Annotated in this window: 16 protein-coding genes; 5 read left to right on the top strand and 11 right to left on the bottom strand. The window is 67.7% G+C overall.

Features of this window, described 5'->3' with window-relative positions; genetic code table 11:
* Nucleotides 1-192: 192 nt before the first annotated feature.
* Complete coding sequence (locus H0B54_RS09620) at nucleotides 193-1290, top strand: TRAP transporter substrate-binding protein (protein ID WP_094303479.1); 1098 nt, start codon at nucleotides 193-195, stop codon at nucleotides 1288-1290.
* A 120-nt stretch (nucleotides 1291-1410) separates the two neighbouring features.
* Here the strand turns inward: H0B54_RS09620 and H0B54_RS09615 are convergent, their stop codons facing one another.
* From H0B54_RS09615 to H0B54_RS09590, 6 genes are all read right to left on the bottom strand, one after another.
* A complete protein-coding gene (locus tag H0B54_RS09615; RefSeq protein ID WP_188260109.1) occupies nucleotides 1411-2922 on the bottom strand; it encodes a TRAP transporter large permease in 1512 nt (503 codons plus the stop codon).
* Between the two features lie 20 nt (nucleotides 2923-2942).
* Nucleotides 2943-3482 (bottom strand): TRAP transporter small permease subunit, encoded by a 540-nt coding sequence (locus H0B54_RS09610; RefSeq protein ID WP_188260108.1) that lies wholly within the window; start codon nucleotides 3480-3482, stop codon nucleotides 2943-2945.
* A gap of 225 nt (nucleotides 3483-3707) precedes the next feature.
* Nucleotides 3708-4448, bottom strand: a complete 741-nt coding sequence (locus H0B54_RS09605; RefSeq protein ID WP_094303482.1) for an arginyltransferase — start codon at nucleotides 4446-4448, stop codon at nucleotides 3708-3710.
* 79 nt (nucleotides 4449-4527) lie between these two features.
* Nucleotides 4528-5505: an alpha-E domain-containing protein gene (locus tag H0B54_RS09600; RefSeq protein WP_094303484.1), complete on the bottom strand. Its 978-nt coding sequence runs from the start codon at nucleotides 5503-5505 to the stop codon at nucleotides 4528-4530.
* Nucleotides 5502-6968, bottom strand: a complete 1467-nt coding sequence (locus H0B54_RS09595) for a circularly permuted type 2 ATP-grasp protein (RefSeq protein ID WP_211109286.1) — start codon at nucleotides 6966-6968, stop codon at nucleotides 5502-5504. Before H0B54_RS09595 ends, H0B54_RS09600 begins: the two co-directional genes overlap by 4 nt.
* Nucleotides 6969-7199: 231 nt before the next feature.
* Entirely contained in the window at nucleotides 7200-8258 is a 1059-nt protein-coding gene (locus H0B54_RS09590) for a flagellar motor protein MotB (protein WP_188260106.1), read from the bottom strand.
* 228 nt (nucleotides 8259-8486) lie between these two features.
* On the opposite strand from H0B54_RS09590, the gene H0B54_RS09585 reads away from it, so the two are divergent.
* The gene (locus tag H0B54_RS09585) at nucleotides 8487-8966 is read left to right on the top strand and encodes a flavin reductase family protein (protein WP_188260105.1); all 480 of its coding nucleotides are present in this window, start codon (nucleotides 8487-8489) and stop codon (nucleotides 8964-8966) included.
* A 59-nt stretch (nucleotides 8967-9025) separates the two neighbouring features.
* Here the strand turns inward: H0B54_RS09585 and H0B54_RS09580 are convergent, their stop codons facing one another.
* The 5 genes from H0B54_RS09580 to H0B54_RS09560 form a co-directional block, all read right to left on the bottom strand.
* The gene (locus tag H0B54_RS09580) at nucleotides 9026-10981 is read right to left on the bottom strand and encodes a M10 family metallopeptidase C-terminal domain-containing protein (protein ID WP_188260104.1); all 1956 of its coding nucleotides are present in this window, start codon (nucleotides 10979-10981) and stop codon (nucleotides 9026-9028) included.
* A 112-nt stretch (nucleotides 10982-11093) separates the two neighbouring features.
* A complete protein-coding gene (locus H0B54_RS09575) occupies nucleotides 11094-12329 on the bottom strand; it encodes a threonine ammonia-lyase (protein WP_188260103.1) in 1236 nt (411 codons plus the stop codon).
* On the bottom strand, nucleotides 12326-14746 hold the full coding sequence (locus H0B54_RS09570) for a penicillin acylase family protein (protein ID WP_188260102.1): 2421 nt from the start codon (nucleotides 14744-14746) through the stop codon (nucleotides 12326-12328). The genes H0B54_RS09575 and H0B54_RS09570 overlap by 4 nt, the downstream gene beginning before the upstream one ends.
* A gap of 106 nt (nucleotides 14747-14852) precedes the next feature.
* A complete protein-coding gene (locus H0B54_RS09565) occupies nucleotides 14853-15239 on the bottom strand; it encodes a c-type cytochrome (protein ID WP_188260101.1) in 387 nt (128 codons plus the stop codon).
* Complete coding sequence (locus H0B54_RS09560; protein WP_014198307.1) at nucleotides 15236-15418, bottom strand: DUF3553 domain-containing protein; 183 nt, start codon at nucleotides 15416-15418, stop codon at nucleotides 15236-15238. The genes H0B54_RS09565 and H0B54_RS09560 overlap by 4 nt, the downstream gene beginning before the upstream one ends.
* Nucleotides 15419-15664: 246 nt before the next feature.
* Between H0B54_RS09560 and H0B54_RS09555 the strand changes: the two genes are divergently transcribed.
* The 3 genes from H0B54_RS09555 (at nucleotide 15665) to H0B54_RS09545 (ending at nucleotide 19908) form a co-directional block, all read left to right on the top strand.
* Nucleotides 15665-16309 (top strand): histidine phosphotransferase family protein, encoded by a 645-nt coding sequence (locus H0B54_RS09555; protein WP_188260100.1) that lies wholly within the window; start codon nucleotides 15665-15667, stop codon nucleotides 16307-16309.
* A gap of 333 nt (nucleotides 16310-16642) precedes the next feature.
* A complete protein-coding gene (locus H0B54_RS09550) occupies nucleotides 16643-19411 on the top strand; it encodes a hybrid sensor histidine kinase/response regulator (RefSeq protein ID WP_188260099.1) in 2769 nt (922 codons plus the stop codon).
* The gene (locus H0B54_RS09545) at nucleotides 19408-19908 is read left to right on the top strand and encodes a chemotaxis protein CheW (protein WP_188260098.1); all 501 of its coding nucleotides are present in this window, start codon (nucleotides 19408-19410) and stop codon (nucleotides 19906-19908) included. The genes H0B54_RS09550 and H0B54_RS09545 overlap by 4 nt, the downstream gene beginning before the upstream one ends.
* The last annotated feature ends 15 nt before the right edge of the window (nucleotides 19909-19923 follow it).

Genomic DNA, 19923 nt, shown 5'->3' with positions numbered 1-19923 from the left:
GCACAGCGGTGGCACGGGGGCCCATCGGCCCCGGCAGCCCCGGTCCGTGACCCGCACGGTGACGTCGATCCGGCGTTGCCAGACAACTTCCAACAAACAGCAGCCTTTCGGTTCGCACGCCGCGCTCCCTTTCCGGGGGCTGGAACGGCGGTGTGCGCCCGCGCCGGGACGAGAGGACCCAAGGAGACCGCTATGAAACGCCGTACTTTCATCACCAGCGCCGGTGTCGGCGTCGCTGCCAGCACGCTGGCCGCCCCCGCCATCGCGCAGAGCAACCCCGAGATCAAGTGGCGCTGCGCGTCGAGCTTTCCCAAGAGCCTGGACACCATCTACGGCGGTGCCGAGCGCGTGGCCAAGCGCGTCGCCGAGATGACCGAGGGCAAGTTCCAGATCCGCACCTTCGCCGGTGGTGAGATCGTTCCCGGCCTGCAGGTGCTGGACGCCGTGAAGGACGGCACCGTGGAATGCGGCCACACCGTTTCCTATTACTATGTCGGCAAGGACCCGACCTTCGCCTTCGACGCGGCGATGCCCTTCGGCCTGAACGCGCGCCAGCAGAACGCCTGGATGACCCACGGCGGCGGTCTGGATCTGATGCGCGAGTTCTTCAAGGGCTACAACATCATCCAGTTCGCGGCGGGCAACACCGGCACCCAGATGGGCGGCTGGTTCCGCAACGAGTTGAAGTCCGTCGAGGACCTGAAGGGCCTGAAGTTCCGCATCGGCGGCTATGCCGGCACCATCCTGCAGCGCCTGGGCGTCGTGCCGCAGCAGATCGCCGGCGGCGACATCTATCCGGCGCTGGAAAAGGGCACCATCGATGCCGCGGAGTGGGTCGGCCCCTACGACGACGAGAAGCTGGGTTTCAACAAGGTCGCCAAATACTACTACTATCCGGGCTGGTGGGAAGGCGGTCCGCAGGTCTCCTTCCTCGTCAACCTGCCGCAGTGGGAGCAGCTTCCCAAGCACTACCAGTCCGTCCTGGAGGCCGCCTGCGCCGACGCGACCGCCGACATGGTCGGCAAGTACGACGTGGTGAACATGCACGCGCTGAAGCGTCTGGTCGGCGCCGGCACCGTGCTGAAGCCCTACCCGCGTGAAATCCTGCAGGCCTGTTATCAGGCGACCTTCGACGTCTACGAGGAGGAGGCCGCCAAGAACGAGAAGTTCCGCAAGGTCTACGAGCCGTGGCGCAAGTTCCGCGACGAGGAGTATCTGTGGTTCCGTGTCGCCGAGAACACCTTCGATAACTTCGTGTACTCGGCCCCGACGCCGAAGAAGAAGTCCTGATAAAGCCGGACACGAAAAAGCCCCGCGGAAGCGGGGCTTTTTTGTTGCCGATGATTCGGCGGGCTTTCCGGTTCCGGCTCCTCTCCCGCTGGACGGGAGAGGAGGGAACGGAAAGGCCGGCTACTTGCTCTGCAACTGCCGCATGAGGTCCGTGTTGGGGTCTTCGGCGGGCTGTTCCGGCGCGCCGAAGGGCGGCGGGGGCTCGCCCGAATCGAAGGTCGGGATCTCGATCTTCACGTCGTCCAGATTGATCGGCTCGCCGCGGTCCAGGCCGGAGAAGACCATCTCCGGGAACATGATGACCAGAGCCACCATGATGAGCTGGATGCAGACGAACGGCACCGCGCCCCAGTAGATCTGGCCGGTGGTGATCTTCTTGATGATCTTCCCGGTGATCTTGTCCTTGTAATCCTCCCGTGGAGCGACGCTTCGCAGGAAGAACAGGGCGAAACCGAAGGGCGGATGCATGAAGGAGGTCTGCATGTTGACGCCCAGCAGGACGCCGAACCAGATCAGGTCGATGCCCAGCTTCTCCGCGACCGGGGCGAGCAGCGGCACGATGATGAAGGCCAGCTCGAAGAAGTCGAGGAAGAAGGCGAGCAGGAAGACCATGATGTTGACGACGATCAGGAAGCCCAGTTCGCCGCCCGGCAAGCTGGTCAGCAGATGCTCAACCCACAGGTCGCCGTTCACGGCGCGGAACACCAGACCGAAGACCGTCGAGCCGATCAGGATGAAGATGACGAAGGAGGACAGCTTGGCCGTCGTGTCCATCGCCTGACGCATCAGCGACCAGCTCAGCTGCCGCTTCATGAGCGCCAGGATCATGGCGCCCGCAGCACCCATGGCGCCGCCTTCCGTCGGCGTCGCGATGCCGAGGAAGATGGTGCCGAGCACCAGGAAGATCAGGACCAGCGGCGGCACCAGCGAGGTCAGCACCCGGAACAGCAGCTGGAAGCCGCGCAGGGAGCGGGCCTCCAGCGGCAGGGCCGGGGCGAACTCGGGGCGGACGATGCTGACGACCAGGATGTAGCCGGCGTAGAGGCCGGTCAGAACCAGGCCGGGGACCAGGGCGCCGGCGTACATGTCGCCGACCGAACGGCCGAGCTGGTCGGCCAGGATGATCAGCACCAGCGACGGCGGGATGATCTGGGCCAGCGTGCCCGACGCCGCGATGACGCCCGAGGCCAGCCGCCGGTCATAGCCGTAGCGCAGCATGATCGGCAGCGAGATCAGGCCCATCGAGATCACCGACGCGGCGACCACGCCGGTCGTCGCGGCGAGCAGCGCGCCGACGAAGATCACCGCATAGGCCAGACCGCCGCGCAGCGGGCCGAAGAGCTGCCCGACCGTGTCGAGCAAGTCCTCGGCCATGCCGGATCGTTCGAGGATCAGGCCCATGAAGGTGAAGAAGGGAATGGCCAGCAGCGTGTCGTTGCGCATGATGCCGAAGACGCGCTCCGGCAGCGCCTGGAACAGCGCCGGGGTCAGCAGACCCAGCTCGATGCCGATCAGACCGAAGAGGAGGCCGTTCGCGGCGAGCGCGAAGGCGACCGGGAAACCCATCAGAAGGAAAAGAACAAGCGCCGCGAACATCAGCGGCGCCATGTTCTCAATGAGGAAGGCGGCCATCGTGTGTGGTCCCCGGTCTCTTAGGAGTGGCTGTGCATCTTCTCGCCGGGCTCGTCAATGAGTCCGGCCAGGAAGGCGATGCGTTTGATCAGCTCGGACACCGCCTGCATGGTCAGCAGGAAGAAACCGGCGGGAACCAGGATCTTGGCCGGCCAGCGGATCAGGCCGCCGGCGTCGCTCGACATTTCCTTGGTGATGAAGCTGTCCCAGAACATCGGCCAGGAGAGCCACATGATCAGGATGGCCATCGGGAACAGGAAGAAGAGGATCCCGAAGATGTCCACCATGCACTGGACGCGCCTGGAGAAGCGGCCCAGCACGATGTCGATGCGGATGTGTTCGTTGCGCAGGAACGTGTAGCCCGAGCACAACAGGAAAATAGCGGAGAACAAATACCACTGCAGCTCAAGCCAGGCGTTGGAGCTGTAATGGAGGCTGTAGCGGATGACCGCGTTGGCGGAACTGACGATCACGGCGACCAGCACCAGCCAATAGACGAGCTTGCCGATGCCGTCGTTGACAGCATCGATCAGCCCGCTGATTCGGAGCAGGAACCTCAACGGAGAGCCTCCCTGTTGGTTGGGACCGGGTCGTTGCCCGGTCCGTTCCTTTTGTTGCCCTGTGAACGGTGGCGCTGGGCGCCGGTTCAATCTTTTATGGTAACACCAAGGGGTGTTTGCTGCGGCAATATTCCGCAGGAGGCCCCGGCTGTGCAAGAGCCTGAAAGCTTTTATACGTGATTGCCCCAATATTCCCCAATCATGGGCATTCCGGCGTGCGGTCTGTCAGCTTTCCGAATCGTTCGGCAGGCGGAACCAGCCGTCGCGGCCCAGCGCCTCCAGCGGGCGGAACTTGGCCTTGTAGGCCATCTTGCGACTCTGGGCGATCCAATAGCCGAGATAGACGTAGGGCAAACCTTCCGCCTGGGCGCGCTCCAGCAGGCTGAGGATCATGAAGCTCCCCAGGCTGCGGCGGTCCTGGCGCGGGTCGTAGAAGCTGTAGACCGCGGAAAAGCCATCGGTCAGCCGGTCGGTCAGCATGCAGCCGACCAGCCGCCCCTCCGCGTCGCGGGCTTCGAACAGGCTGGTGTCGGCCCGCCCCTCGTCGATCATGGCGGCGAAATCGGCCATCGCCATGCGCGCCATGTCGGATTCGCCGTGGCGTGAATTCTGGTAGAGCGAGAACAGCCGGTACTGCTCCGTCGTGGCGGCGGCGGGCGCCTCCGCCAGGGTCAGGTCGCCGTTGGCCCGGCGGACGCGCTTCTGCGACCGGGTGGGGGCGAAGGAAGCCACCGGAATGCGGACCGGGACGCAGGCCTGACAGTTCGGGCAGACCGGCCGGTAGACGATGTCGTGGCTGCGCCGGAAGCCGGCGCGCGACAGGGTGGAATTGACCTCCGCCGAATAAGGTCCCAACAGCCGGGTGAACAGTTTGCGCTCCACCCGACCCGGCAGATAGGGGCAGGGCATCGGCCCGGACCGGAAGAACTGCTGGAGCGGGCGGAGTTGCGGCTGGATGACCGACATCGGGCTGGCTGACTTCTGAATCACCGGCCCGGGGGCCGGCTGTTGGGGTTCGGCGGCTGGAGAGTGTGCTGAACGGAGGTTATTGGGACTGGCTCTGGATCATGGGGACGGAGTCCTGGCCGAAAAAGGCGCGTCCGATCTCGTTGGTGATGCCGCAGAGCTGGGCCTGCACGCCGTCCAGATACTCGTGCAAACCTTCCTGGATCACAACCTCGATCGGGCGGGCCAGAAGCGCGCCAAGCAGCTCGTCCACCTTCTCCATCGCCTCACTGCCGTTGCGCAGGGTGTAACGGGACTTCAAGCGGGTCAAGAGGCCGTCGATCTGTCGCACACACATCACAACGGAGCGCGGGAACCCCTCGTTGAACATCATGAAGCCGGCGACCGTGGTCGGCGACATGCCCCGCGGGTAGACGCGCCGGAAGGCGTGGTACCCGGCGGCGGAACGCAGCACCGTCGTCCACTGGCTCATGTCGAGCGTGGAGCCGACCGCGACGGGGGAAGGCAGCAGCGTGTGGTACTTGATGTCGAGCAGGCGGGTGGTCTGGTCCGCCCGCTCGATGTACTTGCCGAGCTGGTAGAAGTACCAGCCCTGGTCGCGGTAGAAGGTGCCCTCGGTGATGCCGGTGTGGGTCTGGCACTCCTCCTTGATCCAGGTGCAGACCTTGGACAGGTTGGGCAGGGCCACGTCCTTGCCGTTCATCTCCACCAGCTTGTTGTGGAACACGTTGATCTGCGTCCACATCTCGGTGGAGATCCAGGGGCGCAGGACGCGGGCGTTCTCCCGCGCCATGCGCAGCATGGAGACCAGCGAGTTCGTGTGCTGGGTGTCGAACATGTAGTAATGGACCACCGCCTCCGCCGTCGGGCGGTCGTGGCGGCTGAAGAAGTCCTTCTCGTCGGCGTTGAGCTGGACGATGGAGAACCAGTTGGTCATGCCCCGCGTGTCGCGCGCGAAGGTCTCATGCACGTCCAGGATGCGGGCGAGGTTCTCGGCGCGCTCCATGTAGCGCGCCATCCAGAAAATGCATTCGGCGTAACGGGCCAGCAGATTCACGACGCGCTCCCTTCCTGTGCCCCGTCCTGGAGCACCCCGTCCTGAAGAACCCAGGTGTCCTTGGACCCGCCGCCCTGCGACGAGTTGACGATCAGCGTGCCCTTCTTCAGCGCCACGCGGGTCAGGCCGCCGGGCAGAACCCAGGTGTTCTTTCCCGTGATGGCGAAGGGCCGCAGATCGACGTGGCGGGGGTCGATGCCGTCGTCGGTCACGGTGGGGCAGACCGACAGGTCGACCACCGGCTGGCTGATGTAGTTGGACGGATCAGCCAGCAGCTTGGCCCGGCAATCCGCCAACTCCTCCTTGCTGGCGCGCGGCCCAATGGTGATGCCGTAGCCGCCGGCCTCGCCGACCGGCTTCACCACCAGCTTGTCCAGATTGTCCAGCGTGTACTGCAGCGCGTCGGCCTCGCGGCAGATGCGCGTGTCCACGTTGGGGATAATCGCCTCCTGGTCCAGGTAGTATTTGATCATCCGCGGGACGTAGCAGTAGATCGCCTTGTCGTCCGCCACGCCGGTGCCGATGGCGTTGGCCAGCGCGACGTTGCCCTTGCGGTAGGCTTCCAGGATGCCCGGCACGCCCAGCATGCTGTCCGGGTTGAAGGCCTTGGGGTCGAGGAAGGCGTCGTCGATGCGGCGGTAGATCGAATCGACGCGCGCCAGACCGTTGGTGGTCTTCATGTAGACGCGGTCGTTCTCCACCACCAGATCGCGGCCCTCGACCAGCGGCACGCCCATCTCGCGCGCCAGGAAGATGTGCTCGAAATAGGCGGAGTTGTAGGAGCCGGGCGACAGCAGCACGACCTGCGGGTCGGCCACGTCCTGCGGCGCGATCTCCATCATCGCGTCGAGCAGCTTGTGCCCGTAATTGTCGACCGGGCGAATGCCGATGTCCTGCATCAGGTCGGGGAACACGCGCTGCATCATGTGGCGGTTCTCGACCACGTAGGACACGCCGGACGGCACGCGCCCGTTGTCCTCCAGCACGCGGAAGGTCCCCTCGCGGTCGCGGACCAGATCCGTGCCCATGATGTGGATGTAGGTGTCGAACGGCACGTCCAGCCCGACCATCTGCGGCCGGAAGCAGCTGTTGCCCAGCACGAGGTCGGCGGGGATCACCCCGTCCTTCAGGATCTTCTGGTCGTGGTAGATGTCGTGGAGGAACAGGTTCAGCGCCGTGACGCGCTGGGTGATTCCGGCCTCCAGATGCGCCCATTCCTTGGCCGAGATCACCCGGGGAATGATGTCGAAGGGAAGGATCCGGTCCACCGCGTCCTTGTTCGAGTAAACGAGGAAGGTGATGCCCAGATTGTACAGTTCACGTTCGGCGTCCTGCGACCGCCGCAACAGATCCCCGAAGTTCAGACCGGCCAGTCTCTGCCGGATCAGCGCCGAGTGCTCGGCTGGATAATCACGGCCTCCGAACAATTCGTCGTAGTAAAGGCCGGGATCATAGTTCGTCAAAAGGTCAGTCGCCTTGCCTTCGGGTACGCTCACAGACTCCCCCGCAGCTAACGCCCTTGATTGACCGATGCCGTGTGGCAATGGTGTCTGCCGCGAAGTATGAACCATCATTTCGCCATTTGAACAGGGCAAACATTCCCGGCGTTGTGCGGCGCATCGACAAAACAAGAAGAGGTACGTTCAAAGGCAAGGAACTAACGCCTTGGTACCAGTGCCGCATCGGCTTTGGTATCAGTTCGTGGCGGCGGGCGCGGCGGTGGTCTTGCTTTCGCGCAGCAGCACCATGCTGATGCGGCGGTTGCGCGGGCTGCCGGGCTGGTCAGGCACCAGCAGATCGCGGTCGGCGCGGCCGATCACGTCCTGGACGCGCTCCTCCGGGATGCCGCCGGCGATCAGGGCGCGGCGGGTGGCGTTGGCGCGTTCGGTGGAGAGGTCCCAGTTGTCGCGCCCGGCCCCGGAGGTGAAGGGGATGCCGTCGGTGTGGCCGCTGATCGACAGCTTGTTGGGCAGCTTGGCGAGCGCCTTGGCCACCTGCATGACGAGCTGGCGGGTCTGCGGGTACATCTGGCCCGACCCACCGGGGAACATCGAGATGCGGTCCTGGTCCACGATCTGGATCCGCAGGCCTTCCGGCGTCTGGTCGATCATCAGGTTCTGGGCCAGCGGCTCCAGCTCCGGCACGGATTGGATGGCCTGGCGGATCTCGGTGGCGGCCTGCTGGAACTGGCGGGCCTCCTTCTGGGCGTCCTGCAGCTTCTCGCCGCCCTCCTTCACCCGTTCCGCGAAGTCGGACAGCCGTTCCCCCGGCTTCTGGCCGGGGATGCCGAGCTGCTTGGCCTGCTCCTCCAGCCGCTTCTGGTAGTCGAGCCGCGACTCGTTGGATTTCTGCTCGGCCGGCGAGGAGGGTGGCGGGGCGGCGTCGGTGGGATCGTTGGCCTCCTCGTCCTCCTGGGTCGAATGGCCGGGCGGGCCGGAGACCGGAACGTCGGCGGACATCGGGGAGGAGGGGGAGATCTGGGCGCCCGGCGCGGTGATGGTGCGCCCTCCCAGCATGCCGCCGGACCCTGAGCTTTCGCGGCTGACCGAGGTGGGCGAGAAATAGTCCGCGATGCCCTTGCGCTGGTCCGACGTGGTGACGTTGAGCAGCCACAGCAGCAGGAAGAAGGCCATCATCGCCGTCACGAAGTCGGCGTAGGCGACTTTCCAGGCGCCGCCATGGTGGCCGCCATGGCCACCCTTCTTCTTCTTGATGATGATCGGCTGTTCGCCGCCGGACGGGTTCGCTGACATGAAGCCTTGCTGAATGGGGCCTTGTGGTCGGGAATTCGTGGCCAGTGCGGACGCCCGAAGGGTGGACCGTCATCCTTAAGATCCATTTAATGCGGCAGATGGCTGCTTCCCGCCGCTTCCGGATGGTCCGGGGCAGATGCGGCTTGCACCGAGGGTCCGGCTGGGTTAATCCCGCTGTTTCGCCGCCGCGCTCCCGCCCCAATAACCGACGAGCCCACACAGGCCGCCATGACCTTCGATTCTCGGGCCTTCCGCAACGCCCTCGGATGCTTCGCCACCGGCATCGCCGTGGTCACCACCGTCGCCCCGGACGGCGAGCCGATCGGCGTGACCGTGAACTCCTTCTCGTCGGTGTCGCTCGACCCGCCGCTGGTGCAGTTCTGTCTGGGCCGGGCGGCCATGTCGTTCGAGGCCTTCACCACCGCGCCGTCCTTCGCGGTGAACATCCTGGCCGAAGGGCAGGCGGAGCTGTCCAACCGCTTCTCGCGTCGCGATCTTCAGGAGCGCTGGGACGGGGTGGGGGTGGAGCGCTGGGACAGCGGCGTGCCGATCCTCACCGGCTGCCTCGCCAGCCTGGAATGCGACCGCGAGCATGTCTATGACGGCGGCGACCACGTCATCATCGTGGGCCGCGTGCGCCGTCTGTCCGGCAGCGAGGACGGGAAGCCGCTGCTCTATTTCCGCGGCGCTTACGCGCAGCTTCCCTGAGCCACCACGCGGTGTTCGGGGCGCCCGGTCGGGACCGGGCGACCGTCACCGGCGGGCCGTCATTTGAGGGCGAAGGCGAGGTAGCTGGAGCCGCCGACCTCTCCGGGTGTGACGAAAATCGCGCCGAGGGACTTTCCGGCGATGGTCATGCTCATGTCGATGCTGCCGTTGCTGTCGAGGTCGATGTGCGCGGTGACGCCCTTCGCGCTCTCCGCGCCGGCCATCTCGGCCCAGGTCAGCTTGGACGTCCCTTCCTTCCAGCCCCAGGCGGTGACCCATTCCCCCGCCTCCAGGTCGGTCACCGTCGACCAAGTGACGCCGCCGCCGCGCCCATCCACGAAGAAGGTGTCGCTGCCGCTCCCGCCGGTCAGGAAGTTGGAGCCGAGACCGCCGTCCAGCACGTCGTCGCCGCCGCTGCCGTCCACCGCGTCGTCGCCGCCCACCGTGTTGATGAAGTCGGCACGCTCCGTCCCGCGCATCGCCTCGCTGTCGTTCTGGCCGATGTGGCTGTTGTGAAGCCAACTCACCGGGCCGGAGTAGCGATCCATCGCGATTTCGGTGCTGACCCCGCCGCGGGTGATCGAAAGGCGGCGCACAGGATCGATGGGCACGGGAACCGGAGGCTCCTTGACGGGATTGGGAAGGTGGGACCGCAGGATCGATGGGGCGTCCGCGACGGCGACGCTGCGGTCGGTGAAGGACAATTGTTCGATCCCGTGCAGCCGGTCGCTGATGCCCAGCTTGGGAATCGACAGGAACAGGGTGCCGTGCAGGCTGTAGGCATAGGCGTCGGTCGAGGAGGCGCCATAGACCGCGGTGTCGTACCCGAGGCTCCCGTCGAGCACGTTGCTGCCCGTTCCGCCGATCAGCGTGTCGTCGCCGGACCCCGCCATGATGTCGTCGTTGCCCGGTCCGCCGTCGAGGCGATTGTTGGCGCTGCCGGGAAGAAGTGTGCCATTGACCAGATGGATAGGGCTGGAGAACGACCCGAAGATGGTGTCGTTGCCGGCCCCGCCGATGGCGTTTTCAATGCTGATGCCCTTGGCGATGACGGCGTTGCCGTTGATCTCATTGGATGAGAGATCGATGTGCAGACCGCTCGACGCAGCGGAGGCGTCCAGTGTATCGGTTCCACCGGCGTCCCAGATCGCCGCTCCCGCGAGCGGACCGTCGATGCGGTAGACGTCGTCCCCGGTACGCGTGCTCAGGTTGGCCCCATACCAGGACTGCAGCACCTGGATGTCCGCCGCCATCGGCCCGACTGGGTTGAACGCCGTGCCGGCTGGCAGGCGGGAGGCTGGTGGCGTGACCGACATCATCGTCCAACCCGTGCTCCACACGCCGTTCTCCGCCCGCGGATCGTTGCCGGCCGCAGGCGCATCGCCGGGCTCGAAGCTGTCGGTGAGGCCGAGGGCGCGCCCGATCTCCCGGAGAATCCGCGCGTATCCAGCGCCGCCGGCGGCGTCGACGCGGTCGGAATCGAAGGCAACCAGACCACTGGACAGAGTCGAGGCGGACGGACCGATGGCGTAGGCGGGCATGCCCGGATCGTTGTCCAGCCGGGCGTCGTCGATGAAGCGCAGATGGCCGACCAGCGCGCCCGACGCGCCGGGAGCGCCGAGCGGGCCGCCCGTCGCCGCCTCGGTGATCTCCACGAAACGGACGTTGGCGACATCGGCGATGCCGGCCAGCGCGCCACGGATGGCGTCGCGGAAGGCCGCGCCCAGTGGGGCCGGATTGACCCCCGCGGTGGCGACGGCGGGACCGCCGTTCTCATAGAAGGAATAGGTGAGGGTGACCGGAGCCGCGGCCTGGGTGGTGCCCCATTTGGCCCCCGACAGGATGGGTGTCAGGGACGGATCGGAAATCGCCTGGGGCGCCGTCACGATGCCGGTTCGGAGCAGGGTGGGATCGCATCCCAGCGGGCCGCCGTCGATGTCGGTGGCGGGTCGGTTGGCGGCGGTCAACCCGTAGACGGTGGCGGCCGAAGTGGGAACCCAGGAGGCGGCAGGCATGCGCTTACATCCTGAAAGAGAGAGTTCGCGTTGGGTTTCTCTATCACGGAGTGCGTCATTTTTGTACAGGGCCGCGCAACAAGAAAACCGTCTTGCGTCATTCCATCGCGGTTCAAGAGATGTCGGTCATCAGCTCCGTCGGGAAGCCCGCCTCCTCCATGTGGGCGACGAGGCGCTGGACGTGGCTGCGCCCGCGGGTTTCCAGCACCACGTCGATCTCGGCCATGCGCACCGGCACGTCGTGGAACAGGCGCTGGTGGTGCACCTCCACGATGTTGGCCCCGGCCTCGCCCAGCAGGCGGGCGACGCGGGCGAGCGCGCCGGGGGCGTCGGTGATGCCGATGCGCAGCCGCACCATGCGCCCCTCGTAGACCAGCCCGCGCGTCAGGACCTGCGCCAGGATGCGCGCGTCGATGTTGCCGCCGGACACGACGATGCCCACCCGCTTGCCGCGGAACCGCTCCGGATCGTCCAGCACCGCGGCCAGCCCCGCCGCCCCGGCGCCTTCGGCCACCAGCTTCTGCACGGTGGCGAGGCGGTAGACGGCCTCTTCCAGCCGTTGCTCGCCCACCTCGACCACCGCGTCCACGTGCCGACGGACCAGCGGCAGGGTGACGGCGCCGGGGGCCTTGACGGCGATGCCGTCGGCGACGGTGGCACCGCCGCAGGTGATGGGTTGACCGGCCAGCGCCTGGCGCATCGACGGGAACATGGCGCACTCCACCCCGATCACCGCGATGTCCGGCTTCAGCGCCTTGGCCGCCACCGCCATGCCGCCGATCAACCCGCCGCCCCCCACCGGCACCACCAGCTCCTCCAGATCCGGCGCGGCGTCGAGCAGCTCCAGGGCGGCGGTGCCCTGGCCGGCGGCGATCAGCGGGTCGTCGTAGGGATGAACGAAGACCAGCCCCTCACGCGCCGCCAGCTCCTGCGCGTAGGCCGCCGCGTCGCTCAGCGTCTCGCCGTGCAGTTCGACCCGCGCGCCGAGGCTTTCCGTGCGCTCCACCTTGGTGAAAGGGGTGAAGGACGGCATGACGATGACCGAGCGGATGCCCAGCCGCGTGGCGTGGCAGGCCACCGCCTGGGCGTGGTTGCCCGCCGACATGGCGATCACGCCCGCCCGACGTTCCGCCTCGTCCAGCGACAGCAGCTTGTTGAGCGCCCCGCGCTCCTTGAAGGAGCCGGTGAGGTGCTGGTTCTCCAGCTTCAGGACCACCGAGCAGCCGGTGATCTCCGACAGGCGGGGCGAGGCTTCGGTGGGAGTGACGGGGAGATGGCCGCCGATCCGCGCGGCGGCGGCGCGGACGTCGTCCAGGGTCAGGGTCGGAGACGGTGCAGCCTCGGTCATTGCGAACTCCCTGGACGGGTGGGGGAAAGCGTGAGCAGCGTGGCGCCGTCGCGGTCCAGCGTGCCGCGGTCGCCGGCCAGCCGCAGGCTCAGGCCGTCGCGCCAGCCCTGCACCAGATCCCCCCAGTGGGGCGACAGCGGGTTGCCCGACTGGCCGGTGGCGATGGAGAAGCGGGAGTTGCCGAGGTCCGCCAGATCGTAGACCGCGCGCAGCCCCGGACCGTGGATGTGGGAGAAGGGGTCCTGCGGGTCGCGCACGCGGGTGGTGCCGCGGTTGACGGTGAAGGCGCCGCCGCCGGTCGGAAGCGACAGGTCGAACATCTGGCCCAGCAGCGGCACCCGGCCGAGAAGCCGGTGGTTCAGGGCGGCCTTGTGCTCCGCCCCCCAGCGCCAACCGTTCATGTCCGTTCCGTGGCGCCGCTCGATCTCCGCCAGCGCCGATTTCAGGGCGCCGGCCAGCATGACGGTGCAGCCCTCGCGGGCCGGCGTCGTCCGGTCGTCGCACCACTGCGGCGCCTGGGTCAGCACGCGGTGCAGGGCGCGGGGGCGCAGGTCCCAGTAGCTCTGGAACAGCGGTCCCAGTTCGTCGGCGAAGACGCTGCGCACCAGCTCCCGCTCCCACCAGGAGAAGATCAGCGGCTCGGCCCGGTCGCGGTCCATCCGCCCGTCCCAGCCGGCCAGACGGTCGAGCGCGGCGCGGGCCTGCCCATTGAAATCGGGCACGCTGCGCAGCGGCTCCAGCATCAGGGGCAGCAGGTCGCGGGTGGGCAGGGACAGCTCGTCCATCTGCTGGGCGGCGACCTCCTCCACGGTGTGCGGGCCGTCGCCCAGCATCTGCACGATCCGCTCCGCGCGGGCGGGGTCCGGCCATTCGGTCGCCAGGGCGTAGGGATAGCCGGGGCCGACCACCGCGTTGTTGGCGTTGACGAACTGGCCCGACGGCGGATCGACCGCCTGGGGCAGCGCGTCGAAGGGGATGTAGCCGATCCAGTCGTGTTCGCCGGTCCAGCCCGGCACCGGAACGCGCCCGTCGCCGCCGCGCCGCACCGGGACCAGCGCCGGCGATAGGAAGCCCAGCGTCCCCGCCGTGTCGGCGTAGAGGACGTTCTGCTGCGGCGCCACGTGGAGGAACAGCGCCTCGCGCACCGCCGCGGCGTCGGCGGCGTGGTTCAATCGGTACAGCGCCTCCGCCGTGGTGTCGGCGGCGCTCAGGCCGGGGAAGGCCAGCGCCAGCACATGGCCCTCCGGCGCCGCTTCGGCGGCATCCGGCGTGGTCAGCACCGGGCCGTGCCGCGTCTCGCGCACCGTCAACGTTTCGTCCGGCTGCCCGGCAATTCGGATCGTTTCGCGGCGCGTCTCGAAGGCCGCGCTGCCGTCCGGCGTCAGGTAGCGGTCGGGGGCCTGTGGGTCGAGCTTCTCGATGAACAGGTCCTGGGTGTCGCTGTGGGTGGTGGTGAAGCCCCAGGCGACGCGCCCGTTGTGTCCCAGGATGTGAAGCGGCACGCCGGGGATGGTCGCTCCGGCGATGCGGTGCTCCGGAGTCACGATGCGCGCCAGATACCACAGGATCGGCGCCTCCAGCCCGAGATGGGGGTCATTGGCGATGATCGGCTTGCCGGTCGCGCTGCGCGCCCCGGTCAGCGCCCATTCGTTGGACGCGGTGTCGAAGCCGAGATCGGGCAAGGCGGCCAGCGCGCCCTGCAGGTCCATGCCGTCGAGCGCCGCCGCCAGGGTCACCGGGGCGGTGGGGTCCGAGTCCGGGAACAGGTCGCGCATCTGCTCCGGCGTCAGGCTCTTCAGGGCGCTGGCGCGGAACAGCTCGTCGCGCGAATCACCGGAGAGCTGGAGGGCCATCAGCTTGCCCCAGACGAGGCTGTCGGCGGGCCGCCAGGGCTCCGGCCGGTGGCGCAGGAGCTGGAACTCGATGGGCAACGCCTCGCGGCGCGTCTCCATCCAGGCGTTCACCCCGGCGGCGTAGGCGTCGAAGGCCACGCGGGCTTCCGGCGACAGCTCCTCATAGGCCTCCTCGGCCCGGCGGTAGACGCTCAGCGTGCGCATGGAGCGGTCGAGCCGCAGCGCCCAGTCGCCGAAGCGCGTGCCGACCAGCTCGGCCAGCCGACCGGCGCCGCTGCGCCGCATCGTCTCCATCTGCCACAGCCGGTCCTGCGCGTGGACGTAGCCGAGCGCGAAATAGGCGTCCCGCTCGGTGGCGGCGAAGATGTGCGGGATGGCGTTGCGGTCGCGCAGGATCTCCACCGGGCCTTCGATCCCCGGAACGGTGACGGCGCCCTCATAGGCCGGGGTCTGCTGGCGAAGCCACAGCAGGAACCCGCCCGCTCCCAGCGCCGGCACCACGATCACCAGGGCGAGAACGGCGACCAGGATGGCCAGGGGCTTGCGGATGGCGCGGGGAATCATCGGAGGGCCAAAACTCGGAAAGGGGGCTCGACAGACAGAGATGGGGATGGGGGCGGCCCGCGGCCATGCTCGCCGACCTTGATCGCGGCCGCCCGTGATCCCGCGTTCACGGCGCTGTGGCGCCCTTCAGATACTCGACCAGATCCCGGCGGTCGGACGCGCTGGCGATGGTCTGCATGGGCATCTTGCTGCCGGGGGTCATCACGTCGGGGCCGATTTCGAACAGTCGGGCGACCGCCGCCTCATCCCAGACGATGCCGCTGCCCTTCAGCGCCGGGGAGTAATGGTAACCTGCCACCGCCCCGGCGGGCCGCCCGAACAGCCCCCACAGCGTCGGGCCGGCGCGGTTGCCGCCGTCCGGGGTCAGCGTGTGGCAGAAGGCGCAGGCGCGGAACAGCGTCTTGCCGCGCTCCGCATCGGGCGCGTCGTCGCCCAGCGCGGGGCTGCCGGCGGCCAGCAGGAGGATGGCGGCCAGCGGCAACCTCCCAGTCACGGCGCGTCGTCCGGGTCGGTGACGGTCAGCGCAACCACGGACGTGTTGATGAGCAGCTTGCCGGCGTTCTCGAAATTCACGGTGACACGGTCGCCGATGGCCGACTGCACTTGCCCCAGACCCCAGTCGGGGCGGGCGGGGTGACGCACCCAGGCGCCGGGAACCAGTGAATCGTCCATGCCGCGCCTCCTGCATCCATCGGAATCGGTTATCACTTTATCGGTTATCGCTTTCGCGGGATGACCGCGGAAAAGCGGCGGCATCCGTGACCCTGGAATGATACAAACAGACGTCGCCGCCGGCCATCCCCATGGGGCACCGGCATGCTACGGAATGCCGCCCGGCCAAGGGAAGTTCCCAAAGGCCGCGCCATGGCTGACGCCCGGTTCGCCGGAGGTCGGCCATCAACGATCTGGAGACCACCCGTGCCGCTGGACATCCGCGTGATCGAGCTTGTCGCTTCCCGCATCTGCCACGACCTCGTGAGCCCGGTGGGAGCGATCCGCAACGGGCTGGAACTGATCGAGGAGATGGAGGACGAACCCGCCGGCGGCTTCCTGGGCGAGGCGGTGAAGCTGATCGAGCATTCCTCCGGGCAGGCCGACCGGCGGCTGCGCGTCTTCCGGCTGGCCTACGGCCTCGCCGGGCGGGAGCAGAAGGGCTTCGGCGACACCCGCTCCTCCGCGCAGGGGCTGCTGGAGGGCGGGCGCACCACGCTGGATTGGCCGGCGGGGGTGCCGAACGACCAGCTCGCCTTCAAGCGCGGAGCGGCGAAGGTGCTGCTCAACGTCATCATCCTGGCCGACGAGGCGCTGACCCACGGCGGCACCATCACCGTCGCGGCGGAGGGGGACGAGCAGACGGGGCGCTTCACCATCACCGCCGCCGGACGTCCCGGCGCCCTGAAGGACGAGTCCGCGGCGGCGTTGGCCGGCACGGTGGCCGCCGCCGACCTGACCCCGCGGAGCATTCACGCCTACATGACCGGGCGCTTCGCGGAGGATGACGGCTACCGTGTCGTCGCCACTCCGGCCGGGCCGGACCGGTTGGTTTTCACCGTGGAGTGGTGAGGCCGACTCCTCGCCGGGAGCGACCCATTGCACCGACGGGCCTTTTCAGAACCGCCGCCGGTCCGGTGCGCGGTGCTCCGTCATGGCCGCGGGCGGGGTGCGTGGCGGTCATGACGGAGCACCGGCCTCGGCTTTGCGGGCTGTGACCTCGGACCGGGTGGCTCGGCGTAACGGCGGAGCCCAAGAGTGGTATCGAAGGAGGTAAGGTTCTCTTAATCAGTGTTTGACAGGCTCCCACCGTAGCTGGAAAGGCCCGTACCGGCGGCGTCGCGCACGCCGCCCTCCGGACGGCCGGCCGGAAACGGATACAATTGCGGGCGTGGGGATCGCGACATGGATGATCTGCTCTCCGAATTCCTGACGGAAACCAACGAGAACCTGTCGGTTCTCGATGTGGAACTGGTCCGTCTGGAGCAGAATCCCAACAATCCGGAACTTCTGTCGAACATCTTCCGTCTGGTGCACACCATCAAGGGCACCTGCGGGTTCCTCGGCCTGCCGCGCCTGGAAAAGGTCGCGCACGCCTCGGAAAACGTTCTGGGCAAGTTCCGCGACGGGGAACTGACCATCAACCCCGAAGCGGTCTCGCTGATCCTTCAGGCGCTGGACACCATCAAGAGCCTGCTGGCGGTGCTGGAGGCGACGGAGGCGGAGCCGCCGGGCGACGACCTGCCGCTGATCGAACGGCTGAACCTGTGCGCCGAAGGCAAGCTGGGCGCGGGCGCCGCCCCGGCCAAGCCCGCCGCGGCTCCGGTGCCGCCGCCGGCCCCCGCGGTCGCGGCGGCGGAGGAAGTCCCGGTTTCCTCCTCTGGCAACCTTACGCTCGACGAGCTTGAGGCGATCTGGAACGCCACCCCCGGCCCGACCAGCACCGCGCTGGCCCCGGTCGCCGCGGAGCCGGCGGAAGAGCCCGCCCCCTCGCACGATCTGGTGGTGTCGGACCCCGATCCGGTCCCCGCCGCCGCCAAGATGCCCGCTCCCGCCGCGGAGGCCGCGTCCGGCGCCGGTGCGGGCGGCGAGGCCGCGACCAAGGAATCGGCGGTCGCCGCGCAGACCATCCGCGTCAACGTGGACCTGCTCGAAAACCTGATGACCATGGTGTCGGAGCTGGTGCTGACCCGCAACCAGCTGCTCCAGATCCTGCGGTCGCAGAAGGAGAGCGAGTTCGCCGCCCCGCTGCAGCGCCTGAACCACGTGACGTCGGAGCTGCAGGAAGGCGTCATGAAGACGCGCATGCAGCCCATCGGCAACGCCTGGGCCAAGCTGCCGCGTCTGGTGCGCGACCTGTCGCACGAACTGGGCAAGAAGATCGACCTCCAGATGCTCGGCGCCGACACCGAGCTGGACCGCCAGGTGCTGGAGCTGATCAAGGACCCGCTGACGCACATGGTGCGCAACTCCGCCGACCACGGCCTGGAGGTGCCCGCCGACCGTGTGCGCGCGGGCAAGTCGGAGACCGGCCGCATCACGCTGAACGCCTATCACGAGGGCGGCCACATCATCATCGAGATCCAGGACGACGGTAAGGGCCTGGCGATCGACCGCATCAAGCAGAAGGCGATCCAGAACGGGATGGCCTCGGAAGGCGAGCTGGCGGCGATGTCCGACCAGCAGATCATCCAGTTCATCATGAAGCCCGGCTTCTCGACCGCGGCGAAGGTCACCAACGTGTCGGGCCGCGGCGTCGGCATGGACGTGGTCAAGACCAACATCGAGAAGATCGGCGGCACGATCGAGATCAAGTCCCAGCAGGGCAAGGGCTCGACCTTCGTCATCAAGATCCCGCTGACGCTGGCCATCGTCTCCGCCCTGATCGTGGAGTGCGCCGGCGAGCGCTTCGCCATCCCGCAGATCAGCGTGGTCGAGCTGGTGCGCGCCGCCGCCGACAGCGAGCACACCATCGAGCGGCTGAAGGGCACGCCGGTGCTGCGCCTGCGCAACCGCCTGCTGCCGCTGGTCTCGCTGCAGGAGCTGCTGCGGCTGGACGACCAGGAGGGCGGGGAGAAGAAGACCGACGAGACCTTCATCGTGGTCACGCAGGTCGGCACCTACACCTTCGGCATCATGGTCGACCGCGTGTTCGACACCGAGGAAATCGTGGTGAAGCCGGTGGCGCCGATCCTGCGCCACATCGAGATGTTCTCGGGCAACACCATCCTCGGCGACGGCTCGGTCATCATGATCCTCGACCCGAACGGCATCGCGTCGGCGACCGGCGAGATGGCCATGGGCGAGACCGCCTCGAAGGAGGCGACCTCCGTCCAGGCGACCCGCCAGGAGGACAAGATGGCGCTGCTGCTGTTCCGCGCCGGGGCCGGCGCGCCGAAGGCGGTGCCGCTGTCGCTGGTCGCCCGCCTGGAGGATGTGGACCTCGGCAGCGTCGAATCGTCCAACGGCATGCCGGTGGTCCAGTACCGCGGCAAGCTGATGCCGCTGGTGCCGATCGATCCGGGCTTCATGATGGGCCAGGAAGGCCGCCAGCCGGTTCTGGTCTTCGCCGACGGCGACCGGTCGATGGGCCTGATCGTCGATGAGATCGTGGACATCGTGGAGGAGCGTCTGGTGGTGCAGCTCACCGCCGACCGTCCGGGCCTGATGGGTTCGGCGATCATCGCCGGCAAGGCGACGGACGTGATCGACGCGGGCTTCTTCCTGACCCAGGCCTACAAGGACTGGTTCGGCTCGTCCTCGACCGATGCGTACGAGGAGGAGAGGGCGCTCCAGCGCGTGCTGCTGGTTGATGACAGCCCCTTCTTCCGCAACCTGCTGACTCCGCTGCTGTCGGTGGCCGGCTACGACGTCACCGCGGTGGAGAACGCCAACGAGGCGCTGGCGCTGTGCGAGGCGGGCGAGGACTTCGACGTCATCGTCTCCGACATCGAGATGCCGGGGATGAGCGGCTTCGACTTCGCCGAGGCGGTCCGCCAGGGCGGCACCCGCTGGAGCGCCACGCCGATGGTCGCCCTGTCCAGCCACGCTTCCCCGCGCGACCTCGACCGCGGCCGTCAGGCCGGGTTCACCGACTATGTCGCCAAGTTCGACCGTGACGCGCTGCTGTACGCGCTGCAGCAGACCCTGTCCGAGCAGAAAGGTGCCGCATGAGCAACGCCAAGCTGCCCGCCACCACCAAGAAGTCCAAGGGCGACGAGATCATCTCCGGTGGCAGCCAGGACTATGTGACCATGACCATTGCCGATCAGCTGTTCGGCATTCCGGTCCTGCAGGTCCAGGACGTGCTGGGGCACCAGCGGATCACCCGCATCCCGCTGGCTCCGCCCGAGGTTGCCGGCTCGCTGAACCTGCGCGGGCGCATCGTCACCGCCATCGACGTGCGCCTGCGGCTCGGCCTGACGTCGCGCCCGAAGGACAAGCCGGGCATGTCCATCGTGGTGGATCTGCGTGGCGAACTCTACAGCCTGATGGTCGATTCGGTGGGGGAGGTGCTGAGCCTCTCCAACGATGACTTCGAGCGCAACCCGGCCACCCTCGACCCGCGCTGGCGCGAGGTGTCCACGGGGATCTATCGCCTGAACGGTCAGCTCATGGTGGTCCTGGACGTGCCGCGTCTGCTGAACTTCACCACGATGGAAGCGGCCTGAGGCGAAACCCCGGTC

Source organism: Azospirillum tabaci (assembly GCF_014596085.1).
Taxonomy (GTDB): domain Bacteria; phylum Pseudomonadota; class Alphaproteobacteria; order Azospirillales; family Azospirillaceae; genus Azospirillum; species Azospirillum tabaci.
Note: the sequence above shows the minus strand (reverse complement) of the source record. Positions and strands in the feature narration are given on the sequence as shown.